Origin of the sequence: Salmonella sp. 2018103 (assembly GCF_026247685.1) — a bacterium.
Taxonomy (GTDB): domain Bacteria; phylum Pseudomonadota; class Gammaproteobacteria; order Enterobacterales; family Enterobacteriaceae; genus Salmonella; species Salmonella enterica.
On sequence record NZ_CP111029.1, the window covers coordinates 3,630,188 to 3,646,242 of the forward strand.

General features: G+C 52.9%; 14 protein-coding genes. 8 read left to right on the forward strand and 6 right to left on the reverse strand.

Features of this window, described 5'->3' with window-relative positions:
- Nucleotides 1-82: 82 nt before the first annotated feature.
- On the forward strand, nucleotides 83-937 hold the full coding sequence (gene panC / locus OLG56_RS17630; protein ID WP_000905340.1) for a pantoate--beta-alanine ligase: 855 nt from the start codon (nucleotides 83-85) through the stop codon (nucleotides 935-937).
- A 94-nt stretch (nucleotides 938-1,031) separates the two neighbouring features.
- Nucleotides 1,032-1,412, forward strand: a complete 381-nt coding sequence (gene panD / locus OLG56_RS17635; RefSeq protein WP_000621526.1) for an aspartate 1-decarboxylase — start codon at nucleotides 1,032-1,034, stop codon at nucleotides 1,410-1,412.
- Nucleotides 1,413-1,418: 6 nt separating this feature from the next.
- On the opposite strand, the gene OLG56_RS17640 is transcribed toward panD, so the two are convergent.
- Complete coding sequence (locus OLG56_RS17640) at nucleotides 1,419-2,648, reverse strand: polysaccharide deacetylase family protein (RefSeq protein WP_079900446.1); 1,230 nt, start codon at nucleotides 2,646-2,648, stop codon at nucleotides 1,419-1,421.
- Between the two features lie 61 nt (nucleotides 2,649-2,709).
- Nucleotides 2,710-3,150: a PTS sugar transporter subunit IIA gene (locus OLG56_RS17645; protein ID WP_000901967.1), complete on the reverse strand. Its 441-nt coding sequence runs from the start codon at nucleotides 3,148-3,150 to the stop codon at nucleotides 2,710-2,712.
- 365 nt (nucleotides 3,151-3,515) lie between these two features.
- Here OLG56_RS17645 and OLG56_RS17650 point away from each other — a divergent pair, with 365 nt between their 5' ends.
- The 4 genes from OLG56_RS17650 to OLG56_RS17665 are packed head-to-tail and all read left to right on the forward strand — an operon-like array spanning nucleotide 3,516 to nucleotide 8,456.
- Complete coding sequence (locus OLG56_RS17650) at nucleotides 3,516-4,067, forward strand: fimbrial protein (protein WP_000779118.1); 552 nt, start codon at nucleotides 3,516-3,518, stop codon at nucleotides 4,065-4,067.
- Nucleotides 4,068-4,114: 47 nt separating this feature from the next.
- On the forward strand, nucleotides 4,115-4,798 hold the full coding sequence (gene stiB / locus OLG56_RS17655; protein ID WP_001086399.1) for a fimbrial biogenesis chaperone StiB: 684 nt from the start codon (nucleotides 4,115-4,117) through the stop codon (nucleotides 4,796-4,798).
- 26 nt (nucleotides 4,799-4,824) lie between these two features.
- On the forward strand, nucleotides 4,825-7,371 hold the full coding sequence (locus OLG56_RS17660; RefSeq protein WP_023220742.1) for a fimbrial outer membrane usher protein: 2,547 nt from the start codon (nucleotides 4,825-4,827) through the stop codon (nucleotides 7,369-7,371).
- Between the two features lie 8 nt (nucleotides 7,372-7,379).
- Nucleotides 7,380-8,456, forward strand: coding sequence for a fimbrial protein (locus OLG56_RS17665; RefSeq protein WP_000794029.1), 1,077 nt, complete (start codon nucleotides 7,380-7,382; stop codon nucleotides 8,454-8,456).
- A 113-nt stretch (nucleotides 8,457-8,569) separates the two neighbouring features.
- Here OLG56_RS17665 and OLG56_RS17670 read toward each other — a convergent pair whose 3' ends face one another.
- Nucleotides 8,570-9,340 (reverse strand): ABC transporter permease, encoded by a 771-nt coding sequence (locus tag OLG56_RS17670; protein ID WP_000983418.1) that lies wholly within the window; start codon nucleotides 9,338-9,340, stop codon nucleotides 8,570-8,572.
- Nucleotides 9,337-10,263: an ABC transporter ATP-binding protein gene (locus OLG56_RS17675; protein ID WP_000150617.1), complete on the reverse strand. Its 927-nt coding sequence runs from the start codon at nucleotides 10,261-10,263 to the stop codon at nucleotides 9,337-9,339. The genes OLG56_RS17670 and OLG56_RS17675 overlap by 4 nt, the downstream gene beginning before the upstream one ends.
- Before the next feature lie 108 nt (nucleotides 10,264-10,371).
- Between OLG56_RS17675 and can the strand changes: the two genes are divergently transcribed.
- The gene (can, locus tag OLG56_RS17680; protein ID WP_000651590.1) at nucleotides 10,372-11,034 is read left to right on the forward strand and encodes a carbonate dehydratase; all 663 of its coding nucleotides are present in this window, start codon (nucleotides 10,372-10,374) and stop codon (nucleotides 11,032-11,034) included.
- Nucleotides 11,035-11,091: 57 nt separating this feature from the next.
- Here can and hpt read toward each other — a convergent pair whose 3' ends face one another.
- A complete protein-coding gene (hpt, locus tag OLG56_RS17685; protein WP_000683342.1) occupies nucleotides 11,092-11,628 on the reverse strand; it encodes a hypoxanthine phosphoribosyltransferase in 537 nt (178 codons plus the stop codon).
- Nucleotides 11,629-11,833: 205 nt separating this feature from the next.
- Here hpt and OLG56_RS17690 point away from each other — a divergent pair, with 205 nt between their 5' ends.
- Nucleotides 11,834-14,224, forward strand: coding sequence for a glucose/quinate/shikimate family membrane-bound PQQ-dependent dehydrogenase (locus OLG56_RS17690; RefSeq protein WP_000829733.1), 2,391 nt, complete (start codon nucleotides 11,834-11,836; stop codon nucleotides 14,222-14,224).
- 77 nt (nucleotides 14,225-14,301) lie between these two features.
- Here the strand turns inward: OLG56_RS17690 and cueO are convergent, their stop codons facing one another.
- A complete protein-coding gene (gene cueO, locus OLG56_RS17695) occupies nucleotides 14,302-15,912 on the reverse strand; it encodes a multicopper oxidase CueO (RefSeq protein WP_023230328.1) in 1,611 nt (536 codons plus the stop codon).
- Between the last annotated feature and the right edge of the window lie 143 nt (nucleotides 15,913-16,055).

Consider the following 16,055-nt stretch of genomic DNA (forward strand, 5'->3'; position numbering starts at 1 on the left):
GCCTACAGATCCTCAACGGATGTAGGCCTGATAAGCGCAGCGCCATCGGGCAGGATCATCAGGCAACTCAAGGAGTCTTGTTGTGCTAATCATTGAAACCCTGCCGCTGCTGCGCCAGCATATCCGTCGTCTGCGTCAGGAAGGCAAACGCGTCGCACTGGTTCCCACCATGGGCAATCTGCACGACGGTCATATGAAGCTGGTCGATGAGGCAAAAGCCCGGGCTGATGTGGTGTTCGTCAGCATTTTCGTCAATCCGATGCAGTTTGACCGGCCGGACGATCTGGTGCGTTATCCGCGCACGCTGCAGGAAGACTGTGAAAAGCTGAACAAGCGCAAAGTCGATTATGTCTTTGCGCCAGCCGTTGAGGAAATTTACCCGCAGGGGCTGGAAGGCCAGACGTACGTTGATGTTCCCGGCCTCTCCACCATGCTGGAAGGCGCCAGCCGTCCGGGCCACTTCCGCGGCGTCTCGACCATCGTCAGCAAGCTGTTCAACCTGATCCAGCCGGATATCGCCTGCTTTGGCGAGAAAGATTTCCAGCAACTGGCGCTGATTCGCAAAATGGTGGCGGATATGAGTTATGACATTGAGATCGTCGGCGTGCCGATTATCCGCGCCAAAGACGGCCTGGCGCTCAGCTCACGTAACAGTTATCTGACCGCAGAGCAGCGCAAAATTGCGCCAGGTCTACACAACGTGATGAATAGCATCGCTGAAAAACTGATTGCGGGTAATCGTGAGCTGCAAGAGATTATTGCCATTGCCGAACAGGAATTGAATGAAAAAGGCTTCCGTGCCGACGACATTCAAATCCGTGATGCCGACACGCTGCTGGAACTGACGGAAACCAGCAAACGCGCCGTGATTCTGGCCGCCGCCTGGCTGGGTCAGGCGCGTCTGATCGATAATCAAAGCGTTACATTAGCCCAGTAGACAGGGGTTAAAAATCGGGCAATACTGCCTGAGAATTTCCAAAGCAGGCCACAAGCGCCTGCTTAGTCAAGATAAACGACAGGGTATAGATGTTATGATTCGCACCATGCTGCAAGGCAAGCTCCACCGCGTAAAAGTCACGCAGGCGGACCTGCACTACGAAGGTTCCTGTGCCATTGACCAGGATTTTCTCGATGCCTCCGGTATTCTGGAAAACGAAGCGATTGATATCTGGAACGTGACCAATGGGAAACGTTTCTCAACCTATGCGATTGCGGCTGAACGCGGCTCCAGAATCATCTCGGTGAACGGCGCGGCGGCGCACTGCGCTGAGGTTGGCGACATTGTGATTATCGCCAGCTTCGTCACCATGTCTGATGAAGAAGCCCGGACATGGCGGCCGAAAGTGGCCTACTTTGAAGGCGACAACGAAATGAAGCGTACCGCGAAAGCCATTCCGGTCCAGGTTGCCTGATAGTCCTTACCCCTGCGGCTGGTTGCTGATCAGCCGCGACATGGTTTCCAGCGAATCCGTGCGTAAAATATACAGCCTTTTGAGCAGCATCGGATTATCTCCCGGCTTCACCTTCCCTCTCACCGTGGTGACCGCCAGATGGAAACCGGCGTCTTTTGCTGCTTTGATCGCGGTCGCGTTATAGCCGCCAAAGGGATAAGAAAGATAAAATACGTGCGGAGTAAACTGTGCGAGCGCCCGCCGCGAACGTTCAAAATCAAACAGAATATTATGGTAGCTGCGGCTATATAAAATCGGACGACGATGCCCGTCTACCCGATGTAAAAAGTGAGTATGCGACTGAAAATCAAAAACATCGCTTATCTTGCGCAATTCGGACACGCTCATAAATTGCAGCGACCTGGGATTCCATTTTTGCGGATGGCGCTTAATACGCGATGAAATAATAAATGCCGTCGCTTTCATACCGTACTGCTTTAATACCGGATACGCATAGCGACTCACCGATTTAAGGCCATCATCAAAGGTGATAGCCACCGCGCGCGCCGGGAAATTCGCGCGGTTATGGATGTAATCCTCCAGTTGGTACATCGTCAACGTGGCATAACCGCGATCGCGAAGCCAGGTCATTTGGTTGCTGAATGCCCGAACCGAAGTCGTGGTGGACGTATGGCGAAAACGGGTATTCTCTTCATCACGTAAGATGTGATGATAGGTCAAAATCGGAATGCCGTTGTCTTCCTGCGCATCCATGGCGCTGACATACGCCAGCCTGTCGCCAATACGGATCTGATACCAGGTTTGATGTAGCCTGCCTTTCAGCTTACTAATAATGGGGTAACGCAAGTTGTCCACCAATACGCCAAACGGGGCGCTACTGATGTCCGGCGCGTTATACACCGGCGTGTCCTTCCAGGTCACCAGATTCTGATTGCTGAGCGGCTTGTTAAGATCGCCCAGGCCATCTTCCACTTTTTGTTTTCCCTGCACAGGTTCCAGATGGTCTTTATCGATAAACCCCTCGCCGAAGCCGAATTTAAAGGCATAATAATCAGCCGCAACAGGCGTTACGGAAAGAATTTGTCCGGCGCGGATATTCCCTACGGTCACCATTTTATCGCCAATCTGCGACCAGATGGCGGCGTCTTTCGTCGTTTGCATATAACGAGCGGGCAAGGCAGCCAACACATTACCGGAGAAAAAGAACAGCAAGATAAGAACAACGCGCATAAACATATATCATAACCGAGGCGAAAAAACGCCGTTATTGTAGCAAAAGCGTCGTCAATGGTATTGATCAAAACTCATACAAATCATGTAGCAATACAAAAGGCGGGTTTTTCTGCTGCTGATGCCAGAGACTGGTGACATCCGGCGCGCCAAGCGCGACAATCTGGTCGCGAAATGCTGAACTGCTCATCGACTCTCGCAAAGGAAGCATTTCCTCTATCAATGAATAGCTGACACCTGAAATAACTTCACATTGAGAATGTTTATGGCTCATCAGCGACGCTACACGATAAGGCGCCGCGCCGGAAATGTCGGTTAAAAATATCACGCCTTCACCGGAGTCGGTGGCATGGAGGGCATCACACATCATACGGCTCAACATGTTTGAGCTCAGGCCGCGCCAAAAATTGACCGCCCGGCATTGCGCCAGCGGACCATTTTTTCTCTCCAGGCGATCAAGCATATCCTGTGCGCGATCGTCATGGCAGGTAATCACCCATCCCAGCATAACTTCTCCTCCATTGAGCTCCAATCCAGCATGTCAGCATGTTTTTTTGGCCGACAACACTCTATGACCACGATCATTTTTTATTCAAAAAAATTTGCATTATTTTTAAAAATGTTCGCAGCCTTCATAGAATCTGGCCCATTGAAAGTATAATCACGGCAATTCTTAAATAAACATCCACCGAAACAATCAATAAAATATATATTATAAATATTTTATATTTATGTATTCTGAATTTTTCTTCGCGCCGCAAAAATCATCGAACATCATATTTACTCATTCGGGAATAAAAAGAACAATAACTTTCCACACAATAAATATTGCTACTATGTCAATATTTATAATATCTTAAAGGATCAAAGATAATGAAACTCACCTTAAAAACACTCGCTGTGGCACTGGCTGCCATCACCCTCTCCCCCGCCGCGCTGGCAGACACCGCTAAAGACGGCACCGTACATATCACCGGCCTCATTCAGCAAAACGCCTGTACGGTAAAAACGGATTCAGTATTAATAGAGGTAACATTACAGAACGAATTTGCCTCTCTTTTTACTGCCGCAGGGCAAACGGCAGGGGATAAAGGCTTCACCATCGATCTCGAAAACTGCGACGCAAACATCTACAGCAATGTACAGGCGCGCTTTGAAGGTACGCTCGACGGAACCGATGCGACCATCCTGAAAAATGATTCTGATGCTCAGAATATTGGCGTGCAAATTCTTGATAAAACGGGTGACAGTGCGCCAGTGACCTTTAACGATCTTCAGGCATGGTCTTCCGCAGTCGCGCTCCCTACAGAAGAGGGGGTGACGACACTCTCAATGCCTTTCACCGCCCGCTATATCGCCACTGCGGTTCCCGTTGGGTCGGGAAATGTCGATGCAAGCGCAACATTCTATCTGCAATATAACTGATCCTGGCGGCCAGCGTCGGCTGGCCCATTTGTTTATTGAGGTCATCAATGAATTCATTGGCTAAAGCAGGGTTGCTTTGTTGCCTGTTGTGCGGTTCGCTGGCGCATGCCGCAGGGATAAACATCGGCGCAACGCGGGTTATTTTTCACGGCGATGCCAAAGATGCATCCATATCGATAAGCAATAGCGACAACGTTCCCTATTTAATTCAGTCCTGGGCGCAATCGATCAGCGAAACCGGGGCGAGCGGCGATGCGCCGTTTATGGTCACCCCGCCGCTTTTTCGCCTTAATGGCGGGCAAAAGAACGTACTGCGAATTATCCGTACCGGCGGCAATTTGCCGGAAGATCGCGAGTCGCTGTACTGGCTGGATATTAAATCGATTCCCAGCAGCAATCCGGACAATAAGCACAATACGCTCATGCTGGCCGTTAAAGCGGAATTTAAGCTGATTTACCGGCCAAAAGCGTTAACCCAAAAGCCAGAAGAGGTTGCCGATCGGTTAACGTGGTCGCGTCAGGGTCGCACGCTCACCGTGAAGAACCCCACGCCCTATTATATGAACTTCGCCACCCTTTCCGTTGGCAGTCAAAAAGTAAAAGCCCCGCGCTATGTGGCGCCTTTCGGCAACGCGCAGTACACGCTGCCTGCCGCCGCCAGCGGCCCGATCGCCTGGTCTATCATCAACGATTTTGGCGGTACTGGCCCCGAACATAAACAAACGCCTTGAGAAGAGTGACAGGGATGAGAGTGCCGATGCGCAAAAGGCAACACCGGGGATTTTATTTATCGCGCTGCGCTGTGTGTATCGCGCTGGGCAGCACGTTCGCACATGTTGCATGGGCGCGCGACTATTTCAATCCGGCATTTATTGAACACCATGGGCAGGCGAATAGCACAAGCGTCGATCTGTCGACATTTGATAACGACAAAAGCCAACTTCCTGGCACCTATTACGTCACTATCATTATCAACAAAACAGAAATCGGCGCGCGAAACGTTGATTTTCAACTCACGACGCTCAGTGACGGTCAACAGGCATTACAGGGCTGTTTACGGCTTCAGGAACTAAAAGATAACGGCGTCAAAACCGACCTTTTTCCAACGCTGGAGAGTGAAAAAAGCTGCGTCAATCTCAGCGCTATCCCCGGCGCCAGCCAGCAGTTTGATTTTCAGCAACAGGCATTATCGATAAGCATCCCTCAACTCTACATCGCCAACAACGCGCGCGGCTACGTGCCGCCGGAAAAGTGGCAGGAGGGAATTACCGCGCTAATGCTGAACTACAGTTTCAGCGGCTATAAAGAGTACGGTTCCAGTGAGGATTCCGACGATGCGGAATCGAAGTATCTCGCTCTCCAGCCGGGTTTTAACCTCGGGCCGTGGCGTTTTCGCAACTACAGTAACTGGAGCGCAAATAACGGCGAGAGCGGTAGCTGGAACAGCGTTTATAACTATTTACAGCGCGACATTATCGCGCTGAAAAGCCAGTTCACCGCCGGAGACAGCAATACGCCATCCGACGTGTTCGACAGCGTACCTTTTCGCGGCCTCCAGCTCACCTCTGACGATCAAATGCAGCCCAACAGCCAGCGTGGTTACGCCCCGACGATTCGCGGCATCGCCCGTTCAAACGCGCAGGTTATCGTGCGGCAAAACGGTTATATCGCCTATCAAACTGCCGTTTCGCCGGGCGAATTTGAAATCAACGATATGTTTCCCACCGGCAGCAACGGCGACTACGACGTGACGGTAAAAGAAGCCGACGGTAGCGAACAGCATTTTATCGTGCCCTACTCTTCGCTGCCGATTCTGCAGCGCACCGGACGGGCAAAATACAGCGTGACTGTGGGTAAATATCGTGATTACGACAACCACACGCTGGACGACTTCGGCCAGGCGACCCTGCTGTACGGCCTGCCGTGGGGTATCACGCTGTACGGCGGCAGCCAGATTGCCGGCGATAAATACCAGTCCGTCGCCTTCGGCGTCGGGCAAAATATGCAGATGCTGGGGGCCATTTCCCTGGACGGCATCTGGTCGCACGCCAAATTTGACGATGGCCGCAAAGAAGCCGGGCAATCCTGGCGCGTCCGCTACAGCAAGGGCGTCGTCAGTACGGGCACCACGTTTTCGCTGGCCGGCTATCGTTACGCCAGCGAAAACTACAATTCGCTGAGCGAGGTGATCAACCCGGACGACGATTTTTATGATAACTACGGCAAGCGCCATAATCGTTTCGAAGCTTCAGTCAACCAGCAAATTAGCGATACGCTCGGTTCCTTAACGCTAAGTTGGGTAAAAGAAGATTACTGGCACAGCGCGCAGCAGATGGAATCTCTGAGCGCCAACTACAACAATAGCTGGGGCCCGGTGAGCTATACGTTAAGCTACAGCTATAACAAAAACACCTACCAGTACCGATCGGATAATGACGATGATGATAACGACGACGATCGTTATAACCAGAACGATCGGCTGTTCACGCTGTCGCTGCATGTTCCGTTTACGGTGTTCGATTCCAGGCTATACGCCAGCTATATGCTGAACACGCGTAAGCACGATGCTACGGTGAACAGCACCACCCTTAGCGGCACCGCGCTGCGTGACAGAAACCTGAACTGGTCGTTACAGCAGAGCCACAGCACACAAGACGGTGATTCCGGCGGGGTAAACGCCAGCTACAAAGGCACTTATGCCAACCTCAACGCCGGTTACAATCAGTCGCCAGATAGCCAACAGGTCAGCTACGGCATCAGCGGCGGCATTCTGGCGCACGAAAACGGTATTACCCTGAGCCAGCCGATTACCGGCGCGGCGATTTTAATTAAAGCGCCCGGCGCCAGCGGCGTTTCAGTTGAAAACCAGACCGGCGTCGCCACCGACTTCCGGGGTTATACGGTGATCCCCAACGTCACTCCGTATTATCGCTACGATATCTCGCTCGACAGCAGCACGTTTGCCGACAACGTGGATATTCCGCTCAACAACCAGACCGTCTACCCGACGCGTAATGCGGTGGTGCGCGCGGCGTATGACACGCATAAGGGCTATCGCGCGCTGTTAACGCTGACGCGCAGCAATGGCGAGCCCGTGCCCTTTGGCGCGACGGCAAGCGTCGATGGGCAGGATGCGAACCTGGCCAGTATCGTCGGCGATAAAGGCCAGGTCTTCCTCAGCGGCCTGCCGGAAGAGGGCCTGCTCCTGGTGAACTGGGGAAGCGCCTCTTGCCGCGCGGATTACCGTCTGGATATCAGCAAAAATATGAACGGCATAGTGATGGCGAACGCCGTCTGCCAGTGAGGAACACAATGAAGAATTTATGGATGCTGCTGGCGTTGGCGCTATTTTCAGGCCATGCGCTGGCAGACGGAACGATGGGCAACGGAAGCGGCTGGTGTCAACCAACCAGCGGCACGCATGATTTTCCTTTTAGTTTTAATCAAACCATTACCGATACGGATGGGAACCAGACGGGAACCATCGTTGAAGAGCACTGGTCAGCAGGCGGAGAATATTCGGCTAAATGCGACTGCGATAACAGTGATTATCGCGGGTACAACTATTTCACCGCGACCACCGGCGATCTGACGCAGAAAGGCACGCACAGCGAGACGCGATACTACGGACATATGGATTACTATGTCCTCGTGACAGGCAAACTGGAAATTGGTACCGAAGCGTATATAGCCGGGAAGCTTGGCGAATATATTCCCGTCCCGTTTTCCTCAATCAGCAATAATGATGCCTCCGCAGGCGGCTGTGGCGATGCAGAAATGAAATCAATGACGGCGGGTAATAAAGGCACGGTAAGGATTTATATTACTCATCCTTTGGTCGGAGAAATCTCGATCCCGCAAACAACGATCATGAATCTCTATTTATCAAAAACGCCGGGCAGCAGTGGAGATAATATTCCCCCCTCCATTCCCCCTATCGCGCACGTCACCATGTCCGGGACCATTACCGTGCCGCAGTCCTGTTCCATCAACGCCGGGCAGGTTATCGAGGTCAGGCTGCCGGATATTGAGGGCAAAGATATTCGTCACCTCGGCGACAGTCCGCAGAACTCGCACGTCACCACTCAGGTAAACTTTACCTGTAGCAACGTGGCGGACGGCACCAACCTGTCAATGTCATTGAATGGAGAAACCGATCCGCACAACCCGGAATACCTGAAAACCGACAATGAGAATTTAGGGATACGGATTTCCGATAAATACGATAAGACCATCGTTCCCGGCGGCAGCGCCGAATTGCCGATTGAAGATTACGCCGACGGTAGAGGCAGCACCGAGTTCACCGCCGCGCCGGTCAATACCACCGGACATGTCCCCCACACCGGAGAATACCAGGCTACCGCCACGCTGGAGATTCAGATTCGCTGAGAGAAGCGTTGGGGTTCAGCAAGCCTCCCCCCACCTACAGACCCGTAACCCATTGATATTACGGGCCCGTAGATGGGATGAAGCGAAGCGCAACCCAACGCCCCTGTCAACGCTTAACTGCGCAACCCGCGCCCACGCTGGATCAGTGACCAGCACAGCAGGTAGAAAGCGGCGATAAAGATCACCAGTACGCCAAATGTGGTGACCAGCGGCACATCATGGATACCCAGGAAACCATAACGGAAGCCGCTGATCATGTAGACGATCGGGTTCAGGTGCGACAACCCTTGCCAGAACGGCGGCAGCAGCGTCAGCGAGTAAAATACCCCGCCGAGGTAGGTCAGCGGCGTCAGCACAAAGGTCGGGATCAGGCTGATATCGTCAAAGGTTTTCGCAAACACGGCGTTCAGCAGTCCGGCCAGCGAGAACAGAATCGCGGTCAGAATCAGCGTTAGCGCGACAAATACCCAGGAATGCACCTGGAAAGGCACAAAAAAGAGCGAAATCGCCGTCACCAGAATCCCCACGCACAGCCCGCGCGCCACGCCGCCGCCGACAAATCCGGCGATAATCACGTGCGTTGGTACCGGCGCGACCAGCAGTTCCTCAATATTGCGCTGAAACTTGGCGCTAAAAAATGACGACGCGACATTCGCGTAGGAGTTAGTAATAACCGCCATCATAATCAGGCCCGGCACAATAAATTGCATATAGCTAAAACCATGCATTTCGCCGATGCGCGAACCGATCAGGTTACCGAAAATAATAAAATAGAGCGTCATCGTGATGACAGGCGGCACTAGCGTTTGCACCCAGATCCGCATAAAGCGGTGGATCTCTTTCGCCCAGATGCTTTTAAGGGCAACCCAGTAAAGCTGCATCATGCGCGATCTCCTTGTTTTTCATGCACCAGCGACACAAACAGTTCTTCCAGACGGTTGGCTTTATTACGCATACTTAATACCTGAACCCCCTGCTCGCTCAGTTGGCTAAAGACGCTGTTAACCCCCTGCTCGCGTAACACTTCAACCTCCAGAGTCGAGGTATCCACCAGACGATATTGATAACCCGCAAGCTTAGGCAGCGGGCTTTTTGGCGCTAAATCCAGAATAAACGTCTCCGATTTCAGCTTTGAAAGCAGATTTTTCATGGAGGTATTTTCCACCAGCTCGCCGTGCTGAATAATACCGATATTGCGGCACAGCATTTCCGCCTCTTCCAGATAGTGGGTGGTGAGAATAATCGTGGTGCCTTTGGCGTTTAAGTCTTTCAGGAATCCCCACATCGAGCGACGCAATTCGATATCGACGCCCGCCGTCGGCTCGTCGAGAATCAATAGCTTAGGCTCATGCATCAATGCGCGGGCGATCATCAGGCGGCGTTTCATCCCACCGGAGAGCATCCGCGCGCGTTCATGACGTTTTTCCCACAGATCGAGCTGTTTTAAATACTTTTCGCTACGTAAAACCGCCTCTTTATGTTCCACGCCGTAATAACCGGCCTGATTCACTACGATCTGTTGCACCGTTTCAAACGGGTTAAAGTTAAACTCCTGTGGCACCAGTCCAAGCTGTCGCTTAGCGTTAACCACGTCTTTTTCCAGGTCGTAACCAAAAACATTAACGCGCCCGGACGTTTTATTAACCAATGAGCTGATAATACCGATGGTGGTCGATTTCCCTGCTCCATTTGGCCCCAGAAGCGCGTAAAAATCCCCCGCTTCGACCTGCAAATCTATGCCGCGCAGCGCCTGAACGCCGCCGGGATAGGTTTTTTTAAGTTGTTGAAGTTCCAGCGCAATGGTCATAAATTCTCACTTACTTTACGTTCTTACACTTTATATATGGTTTAAATAACTACGGAGTTGCCCTATATTAGCCCAACGCACTTATTTGGTTACAGGTCGTTAACTTCCATGAAAGACATAGATACACTCATCAGCAACAATGCACTATGGTCAAAAATGCTGGTGGAAGAGGACCCCGGATTTTTTGAGAAACTGGCGCAAGCGCAAAAACCGCGCTTTCTATGGATTGGATGTTCCGACAGCCGCGTTCCCGCAGAGCGTTTAACCGGGCTTGAACCGGGCGAATTGTTTGTTCACCGTAATGTGGCTAACCTGGTTATTCACACCGATCTGAACTGTCTCTCCGTGGTTCAGTATGCGGTAGATGTTCTGGAAGTTGAGCATATTATCATTTGCGGCCACTCCGGTTGCGGCGGTATCAAGGCTGCGGTAGAAAACCCTGAGCTGGGCTTGATTAATAACTGGTTGCTGCATATCCGCGACATCTGGCTTAAACATAGCTCGCTGTTGGGAAAAATGCCCGAAGAGCAACGTCTGGACGCGCTCTATGAATTGAACGTCATGGAGCAGGTCTATAACCTGGGGCATTCCACCATTATGCAGTCAGCGTGGAAACGCGGGCAGAATGTGACCATTCACGGCTGGGCGTACAGTATCAATGATGGCCTGCTGCGCGATCTTGACGTCACCGCCACCAACAAAAAAACGCTGGAGAACGGCTATCATAAGGGTATCTCCGCCCTAAGTCTGAAATACATTCCCCACCAATAAGCCATTAGCTATAGGCCGGATAAGTCGCTTTAGCGACGCCATCCGGCATTTCTGCTCTTACTCGTCCAGCAGCACCACTTTACCAACATACGGTAGATGGCGATAACGCTGGGCGTAGTCGATACCGTAACCGACTACAAATTCGTCCGGAATCGAAAAGCCAACGAACTCAACCGGCACGTCCACTTCGCGACGAGACGGTTTATCCAGCAGCGTACAAATCGCCAGCGATTTCGGCTCGCGCAGGCCCAGGATTTCACGGACCTTCGACAGCGTATTACCGGAATCAATAATGTCTTCGACAATCAGCACGTCTTTACCGCGAATATCCTCATCCAGATCTTTGAGGATTTTCACGTCGCGGGTGGTGGACATGCCGCTACCATAACTGGAGGCGGTCATAAAATCGACTTCATGAGGAACCTGGACTTCACGGCACAGGTCCGCCATAAACATAAATGAGCCACGCAACAGACCTACCAGCACCATTTCACTGCCGCTGTCTTTATAACGTTCGGTAATCTGACGACCCAGCTCGGCAATACGTGCTTTGATCTCCGCTTCGGGGATCATGACTTCAACAGTATGTTTCATATTTATAACCATATGATTTAAAAACAAATCACTCAATGCCGGTGACTAATAACGCCGCATTGACGCGCAAGGCACGCAGTATAACAGCAAACGTATTCATTCGCGGCATTTGATAAGAAAGCTCATTTTGTGATTACGATCACACATGTTAATTCCTATACTTAATTGCTACTAAAAAATTAACAATTTGGGATGGTGTCTTTTTATGGCAGAAAATAACGCACGATCGCCACGATTACTCGTGACGCTGACGGCCCTCTTTGCAGCACTTTGCGGGCTGTATCTTCTTATCGGAGGTGTCTGGCTGGTTGCTATTGGCGGTTCCTGGTACTACCCCATCGCGGGCCTTGTGATGCTGGTTGTGGCCGGATTGCTATGGCGCAGTAAACGTGCCGCGCTGTGGCTGTATGCCGCCCTGCTGCTGGCGACAATGATTTGGGGCGTGTGGGAAGTCGGGTTCGACTTCTGGGCGCTCACGCCGCGTAGCGATATTCTGGTGTTTTTCGGCATCTGGCTAATATTGCCGTTTGTCTGGCATCGGCTGGTGGTTCCTTCCAGCGGCGCTGTGGCGGCGCTGGTCGTGGCGCTGCTGATTAGCGGCGGCATTCTGACCTGGGCTGGCTTCAACGACCCGCAGGAGATCAACGGTACGCTTCGCGCCGACGCCACGCCCGCCGCAACAAGCTCGTCGATCGCCGACGAAGACTGGCCGGCCTATGGACGTAATCAGGAAGGCCAACGCTATTCACCGCTGAAACAGATCACTGCGGATAACGTTCACCAACTGAAAGAAGCGTGGGTCTTCCGCACCGGCGATCTGAAACAACCCAACGATCCGGGCGAAATCACCAACGAAGTGACCCCGATTAAAGTCGGCGATACGCTCTACCTGTGTACGGCTCACCAGCGTCTGTTCGCACTGGACGCCGCCAGCGGTAAAGAGAAGTGGCATTTTGATCCTCAGTTGAAGACCGATTCGTCTTTCCAGCATGTGACCTGCCGCGGCGTCTCTTATCATGAGGCCAAAGCGGATACCGCCTCGCCGGAGGTCATCGCCGACTGTCCGCGCCGCATTATCCTCCCGGTCAATGACGGTCGCCTTTTCGCGGTGAATGCCGAAACCGGCAAGCTGTGTGAAACCTTCGCCAATAAAGGCGTCCTGAATCTGCAAACCAATATGCCGGACACCACGCCGGGACTGTATGAACCGACGTCGCCGCCGATTATCACCGATAAAACGATCGTCATTGCCGGTTCGGTCACGGATAACTTCTCTACCCGCGAAACGTCCGGCGTTATCCGTGGTTTTGACGTTAATACCGGTAAGCTACTGTGGGCCTTCGATCCGGGGGCGAAAGATCCGAACGCGATTCCAGCCGATGAGCACGCTTTTACCTTTAACTCGCCGAACTCCTGGGCGCCTGCCGCCTATGATGCGAAACTGGATCTGGTCTATCTGCCGATGGGCGTGACCACGCCGGATATCTGGGGCGGTAACCGCACGCCGGAGCAGGAACGTTATGCCAGCTCCATCCTGGCGCTGAATGCCACCACCGGGAAACTGGCCTGGAGTTATCAGACCGTCCATCACGATCTGTGGGATATGGACCTGCCGGCACAGCCGACGCTGGCGGATATCACCGTTAACGGTACCACCGTTCCGGTTATCTATGCGCCAGCGAAAACCGGTAATATCTTTGTGCTCGACAGACGTAATGGCGAGCTGGTCGTGCCCGCTCCGGAAAAACCGGTCCCACAGGGCGCGGCAAAAGGCGATTACGTCGCCAAAACTCAGCCGTTCTCTGATTTAACCTTCCGCCCGAAAAAAGATCTCTCCGGCGCGGATATGTGGGGCGCGACCATGTTCGACCAACTGGTGTGCCGCGTTATGTTCCACCAGTTGCGCTATGAAGGTATCTTCACTCCACCGTCCGAGCAGGGGACATTGGTATTCCCTGGCAACCTGGGGATGTTTGAATGGGGCGGTATTTCCGTCGATCCAGACCGTCAGGTCGCTATCGCTAACCCGATGGCGCTGCCGTTTGTCTCGAAGCTGATCCCACGCGGCCCGGGTAATCCGATGGAGCCGCCGAAAGACGCGAAAGGTACCGGTACAGAAGCAGGTATTCAGCCACAGTACGGCGTACCATTCGGCGTCACGCTGAATCCGTTCCTTTCGCCGTTTGGCCTGCCGTGTAAACAACCGGCCTGGGGCTATATTTCCGCGTTGGATCTGAAGACCAATGAAATCGTATGGAAGAAACGTATAGGGACGCCGCGCGACAGTATGCCGTTCCCGATGCCGGTTCCGGTGCCGTTCAACATGGGGATGCCCATGCTCGGCGGGCCAATCTCAACCGCCGGTAACGTACTGTTCATTGCCGCGACCGCCGACAACTACCTGCGCGCTTATAACATGAGCAACGGGGAAAAACTGTGGCAGGGACGTTTACCCGCCGGAGGCCAGGCAACGCCGATGACCTATGAGGTAAACGGTAAGCAGTACGTGGTCGTTTCTGCCGGAGGCCACGGTTCGTTTGGTACGAAGATGGGCGACTATATCGTGGCCTATGCTTTGCCTGACGACGCGAAATAACCATTAATGCCCGGCGTATGCCGGGCATTGTGCCGGGTGGCGGCTTCTCCTTACCCGGCCTGCGTCGGAGACAGCGATTAGACCGTAAATCCTAACATCATTCCCGTATCTTCATGTTCTAACAGATGACAGTGCGCCATATAGGCATGTTCCTTCGGCGCGTCGTGATCGAACTTGACCAACACTTCGCTGATACCGCCCTCAACGCGTACCGTATCCTTCCAGCCCGTTCTGTGCGCTGCTGGCGCTTTGCCGTTCTCTGACAGAATACGGAACTGCGTGCCGTGAATATGGAAAGGATGCAGCATCATGTCGCCCACGCCGGAAATCACCCAACGTTCATGTCGGCCTTTTTGCGCCGCGAACATCGGTTTGTTCATATCGAAGACCTGGCCGTTGATAAAGTTAGCGTTATGGAAGTCGAATTTTCCGCCGTGATTCATATTGCCCATCGCGCCATGATTCATCCCGCTGTGATCCATGTTGCCATGATCCATCTCGCCATGCCCCATATTGCCGCCCTGTATATGCGCGTTCATGCTGTCATGATCCATGCCGCTCATCGCCTGAGCGCCATATTTCTTCATCAGCATTTGCATCCCCATCATATCAAGACGCGGGTCCATCGACAGTTTCAGGTTGCGCACCGTTAGCCCTTCCAGCGACGGCAACGCAGGCATCGTCGTCAACGTATCCGGCAGCGTACCGGAGGCGGTAATCCGCAGCGGCTGGATACGCATCACCGGATGCGGTTTATCAAACGGAGCGATCGCCATTCCCATCTGGTTGACCGGCAGGGTCACCAGATCAAAGGCTTTCCCGTCGCTGATATCCACCAGCACTTCAAAACGCTCGCCCATTAATAACGGCAGTTCGGTGACTTTCACCGGCTCCGCCAGCAGGCCGCCGTCGCTGGCGATCACATAAAGCGGGCGATTATCGCTGGCGGCGATATTCAGCGAACGCGCATTACAGCCATTTAGCAAGCGCAGACGTAGCCAGCCTTTCGGCGCAGAATGCTGCGGATAGATAGCGCCATTGGTCAGCAGCGTATCGCCAAACCAGCCGACGGCGGCGGTCATAATATCCAGTTGATAATCAATCTGACCATCGGCGGAGAAGCGTTTGTCCTGAATGATCACCGGCACATCATCGATGCCCCACTGTTTCGGCAGGCGCAATTTGCGAATCTCGTCATCTTCAATCAGCACCAGTCCGGCAAGGCCCATCGCCACCTGGCGCCCGGTTTTGCCGTGTTTATGCGGATGAATCCAGCAGGTCGCGGCGCGTTGCTCCGGTGTAAACGTCACCGTGCGGGTTCCGCCTGCGGGAATAATCCCCTGCGGGCCGCCGTCGACGATGCCCGGAATCTCCAGACCATGCCAGTGAAGCGTCGTGTCTTCGGCCAGTTGGTTATGGATATCAACGGTCACACTTTTTCCTTTGTGGAGCTGTACCGCTGGCCCCAGCAAATTACCGTTGTAGCCCCAGGTTGTCGCGTTCTTACCGGCGAATGTCGACTGTCCGGCTTTAACAATCAACTGCATACGGTTGCTCGCATCTGCCGTTAACAGGTCAGGAATAGGCAACGCGGGACGTTCGGCGGCAAAAGCGGCGCGGCTCCACAGCGGCAGCGCTGATGCAACCCCCAGCGCCACTGAATATTTTAAGAAATCACGGCGTAACATAATCATTTCCTTATAATGAACAGGCGGGTGTCTAAGCTTAGACCCTGCCCTAACGGGAAGGTCAAGCCAGCAACACGTCTTTACCATTCCTGACAGCAATACAATAAGAATGAAAACGCCGCGACCAATCCTGATAATAAAAG

Coding starts and splice junctions, on each gene's coding strand:
- panD (WP_000621526.1), top strand. CDS start 1,032: ATGATTCGCACCATGCTGCAAGGCAAGCTCCACCGCGTAAAAGTCACG.
- OLG56_RS17640 (WP_079900446.1), bottom strand. CDS start 2,648: ATGTTTATGCGCGTTGTTCTTATCTTGCTGTTCTTTTTCTCCGGTAAT.
- OLG56_RS17645 (WP_000901967.1), bottom strand. CDS start 3,150: ATGCTGGGATGGGTGATTACCTGCCATGACGATCGCGCACAGGATATG.
- OLG56_RS17650 (WP_000779118.1), top strand. CDS start 3,516: ATGAAACTCACCTTAAAAACACTCGCTGTGGCACTGGCTGCCATCACC.
- stiB (WP_001086399.1), top strand. CDS start 4,115: ATGAATTCATTGGCTAAAGCAGGGTTGCTTTGTTGCCTGTTGTGCGGT.
- OLG56_RS17660 (WP_023220742.1), top strand. CDS start 4,825: ATGCGCAAAAGGCAACACCGGGGATTTTATTTATCGCGCTGCGCTGTG.
- OLG56_RS17665 (WP_000794029.1), top strand. CDS start 7,380: ATGAAGAATTTATGGATGCTGCTGGCGTTGGCGCTATTTTCAGGCCAT.
- OLG56_RS17670 (WP_000983418.1), bottom strand. CDS start 9,340: ATGATGCAGCTTTACTGGGTTGCCCTTAAAAGCATCTGGGCGAAAGAG.
- OLG56_RS17675 (WP_000150617.1), bottom strand. CDS start 10,263: ATGACCATTGCGCTGGAACTTCAACAACTTAAAAAAACCTATCCCGGC.
- can (WP_000651590.1), top strand. CDS start 10,372: ATGAAAGACATAGATACACTCATCAGCAACAATGCACTATGGTCAAAA.
- hpt (WP_000683342.1), bottom strand. CDS start 11,628: ATGAAACATACTGTTGAAGTCATGATCCCCGAAGCGGAGATCAAAGCA.
- OLG56_RS17690 (WP_000829733.1), top strand. CDS start 11,834: ATGGCAGAAAATAACGCACGATCGCCACGATTACTCGTGACGCTGACG.
- cueO (WP_023230328.1), bottom strand. CDS start 15,912: ATGTTACGCCGTGATTTCTTAAAATATTCAGTGGCGCTGGGGGTTGCA.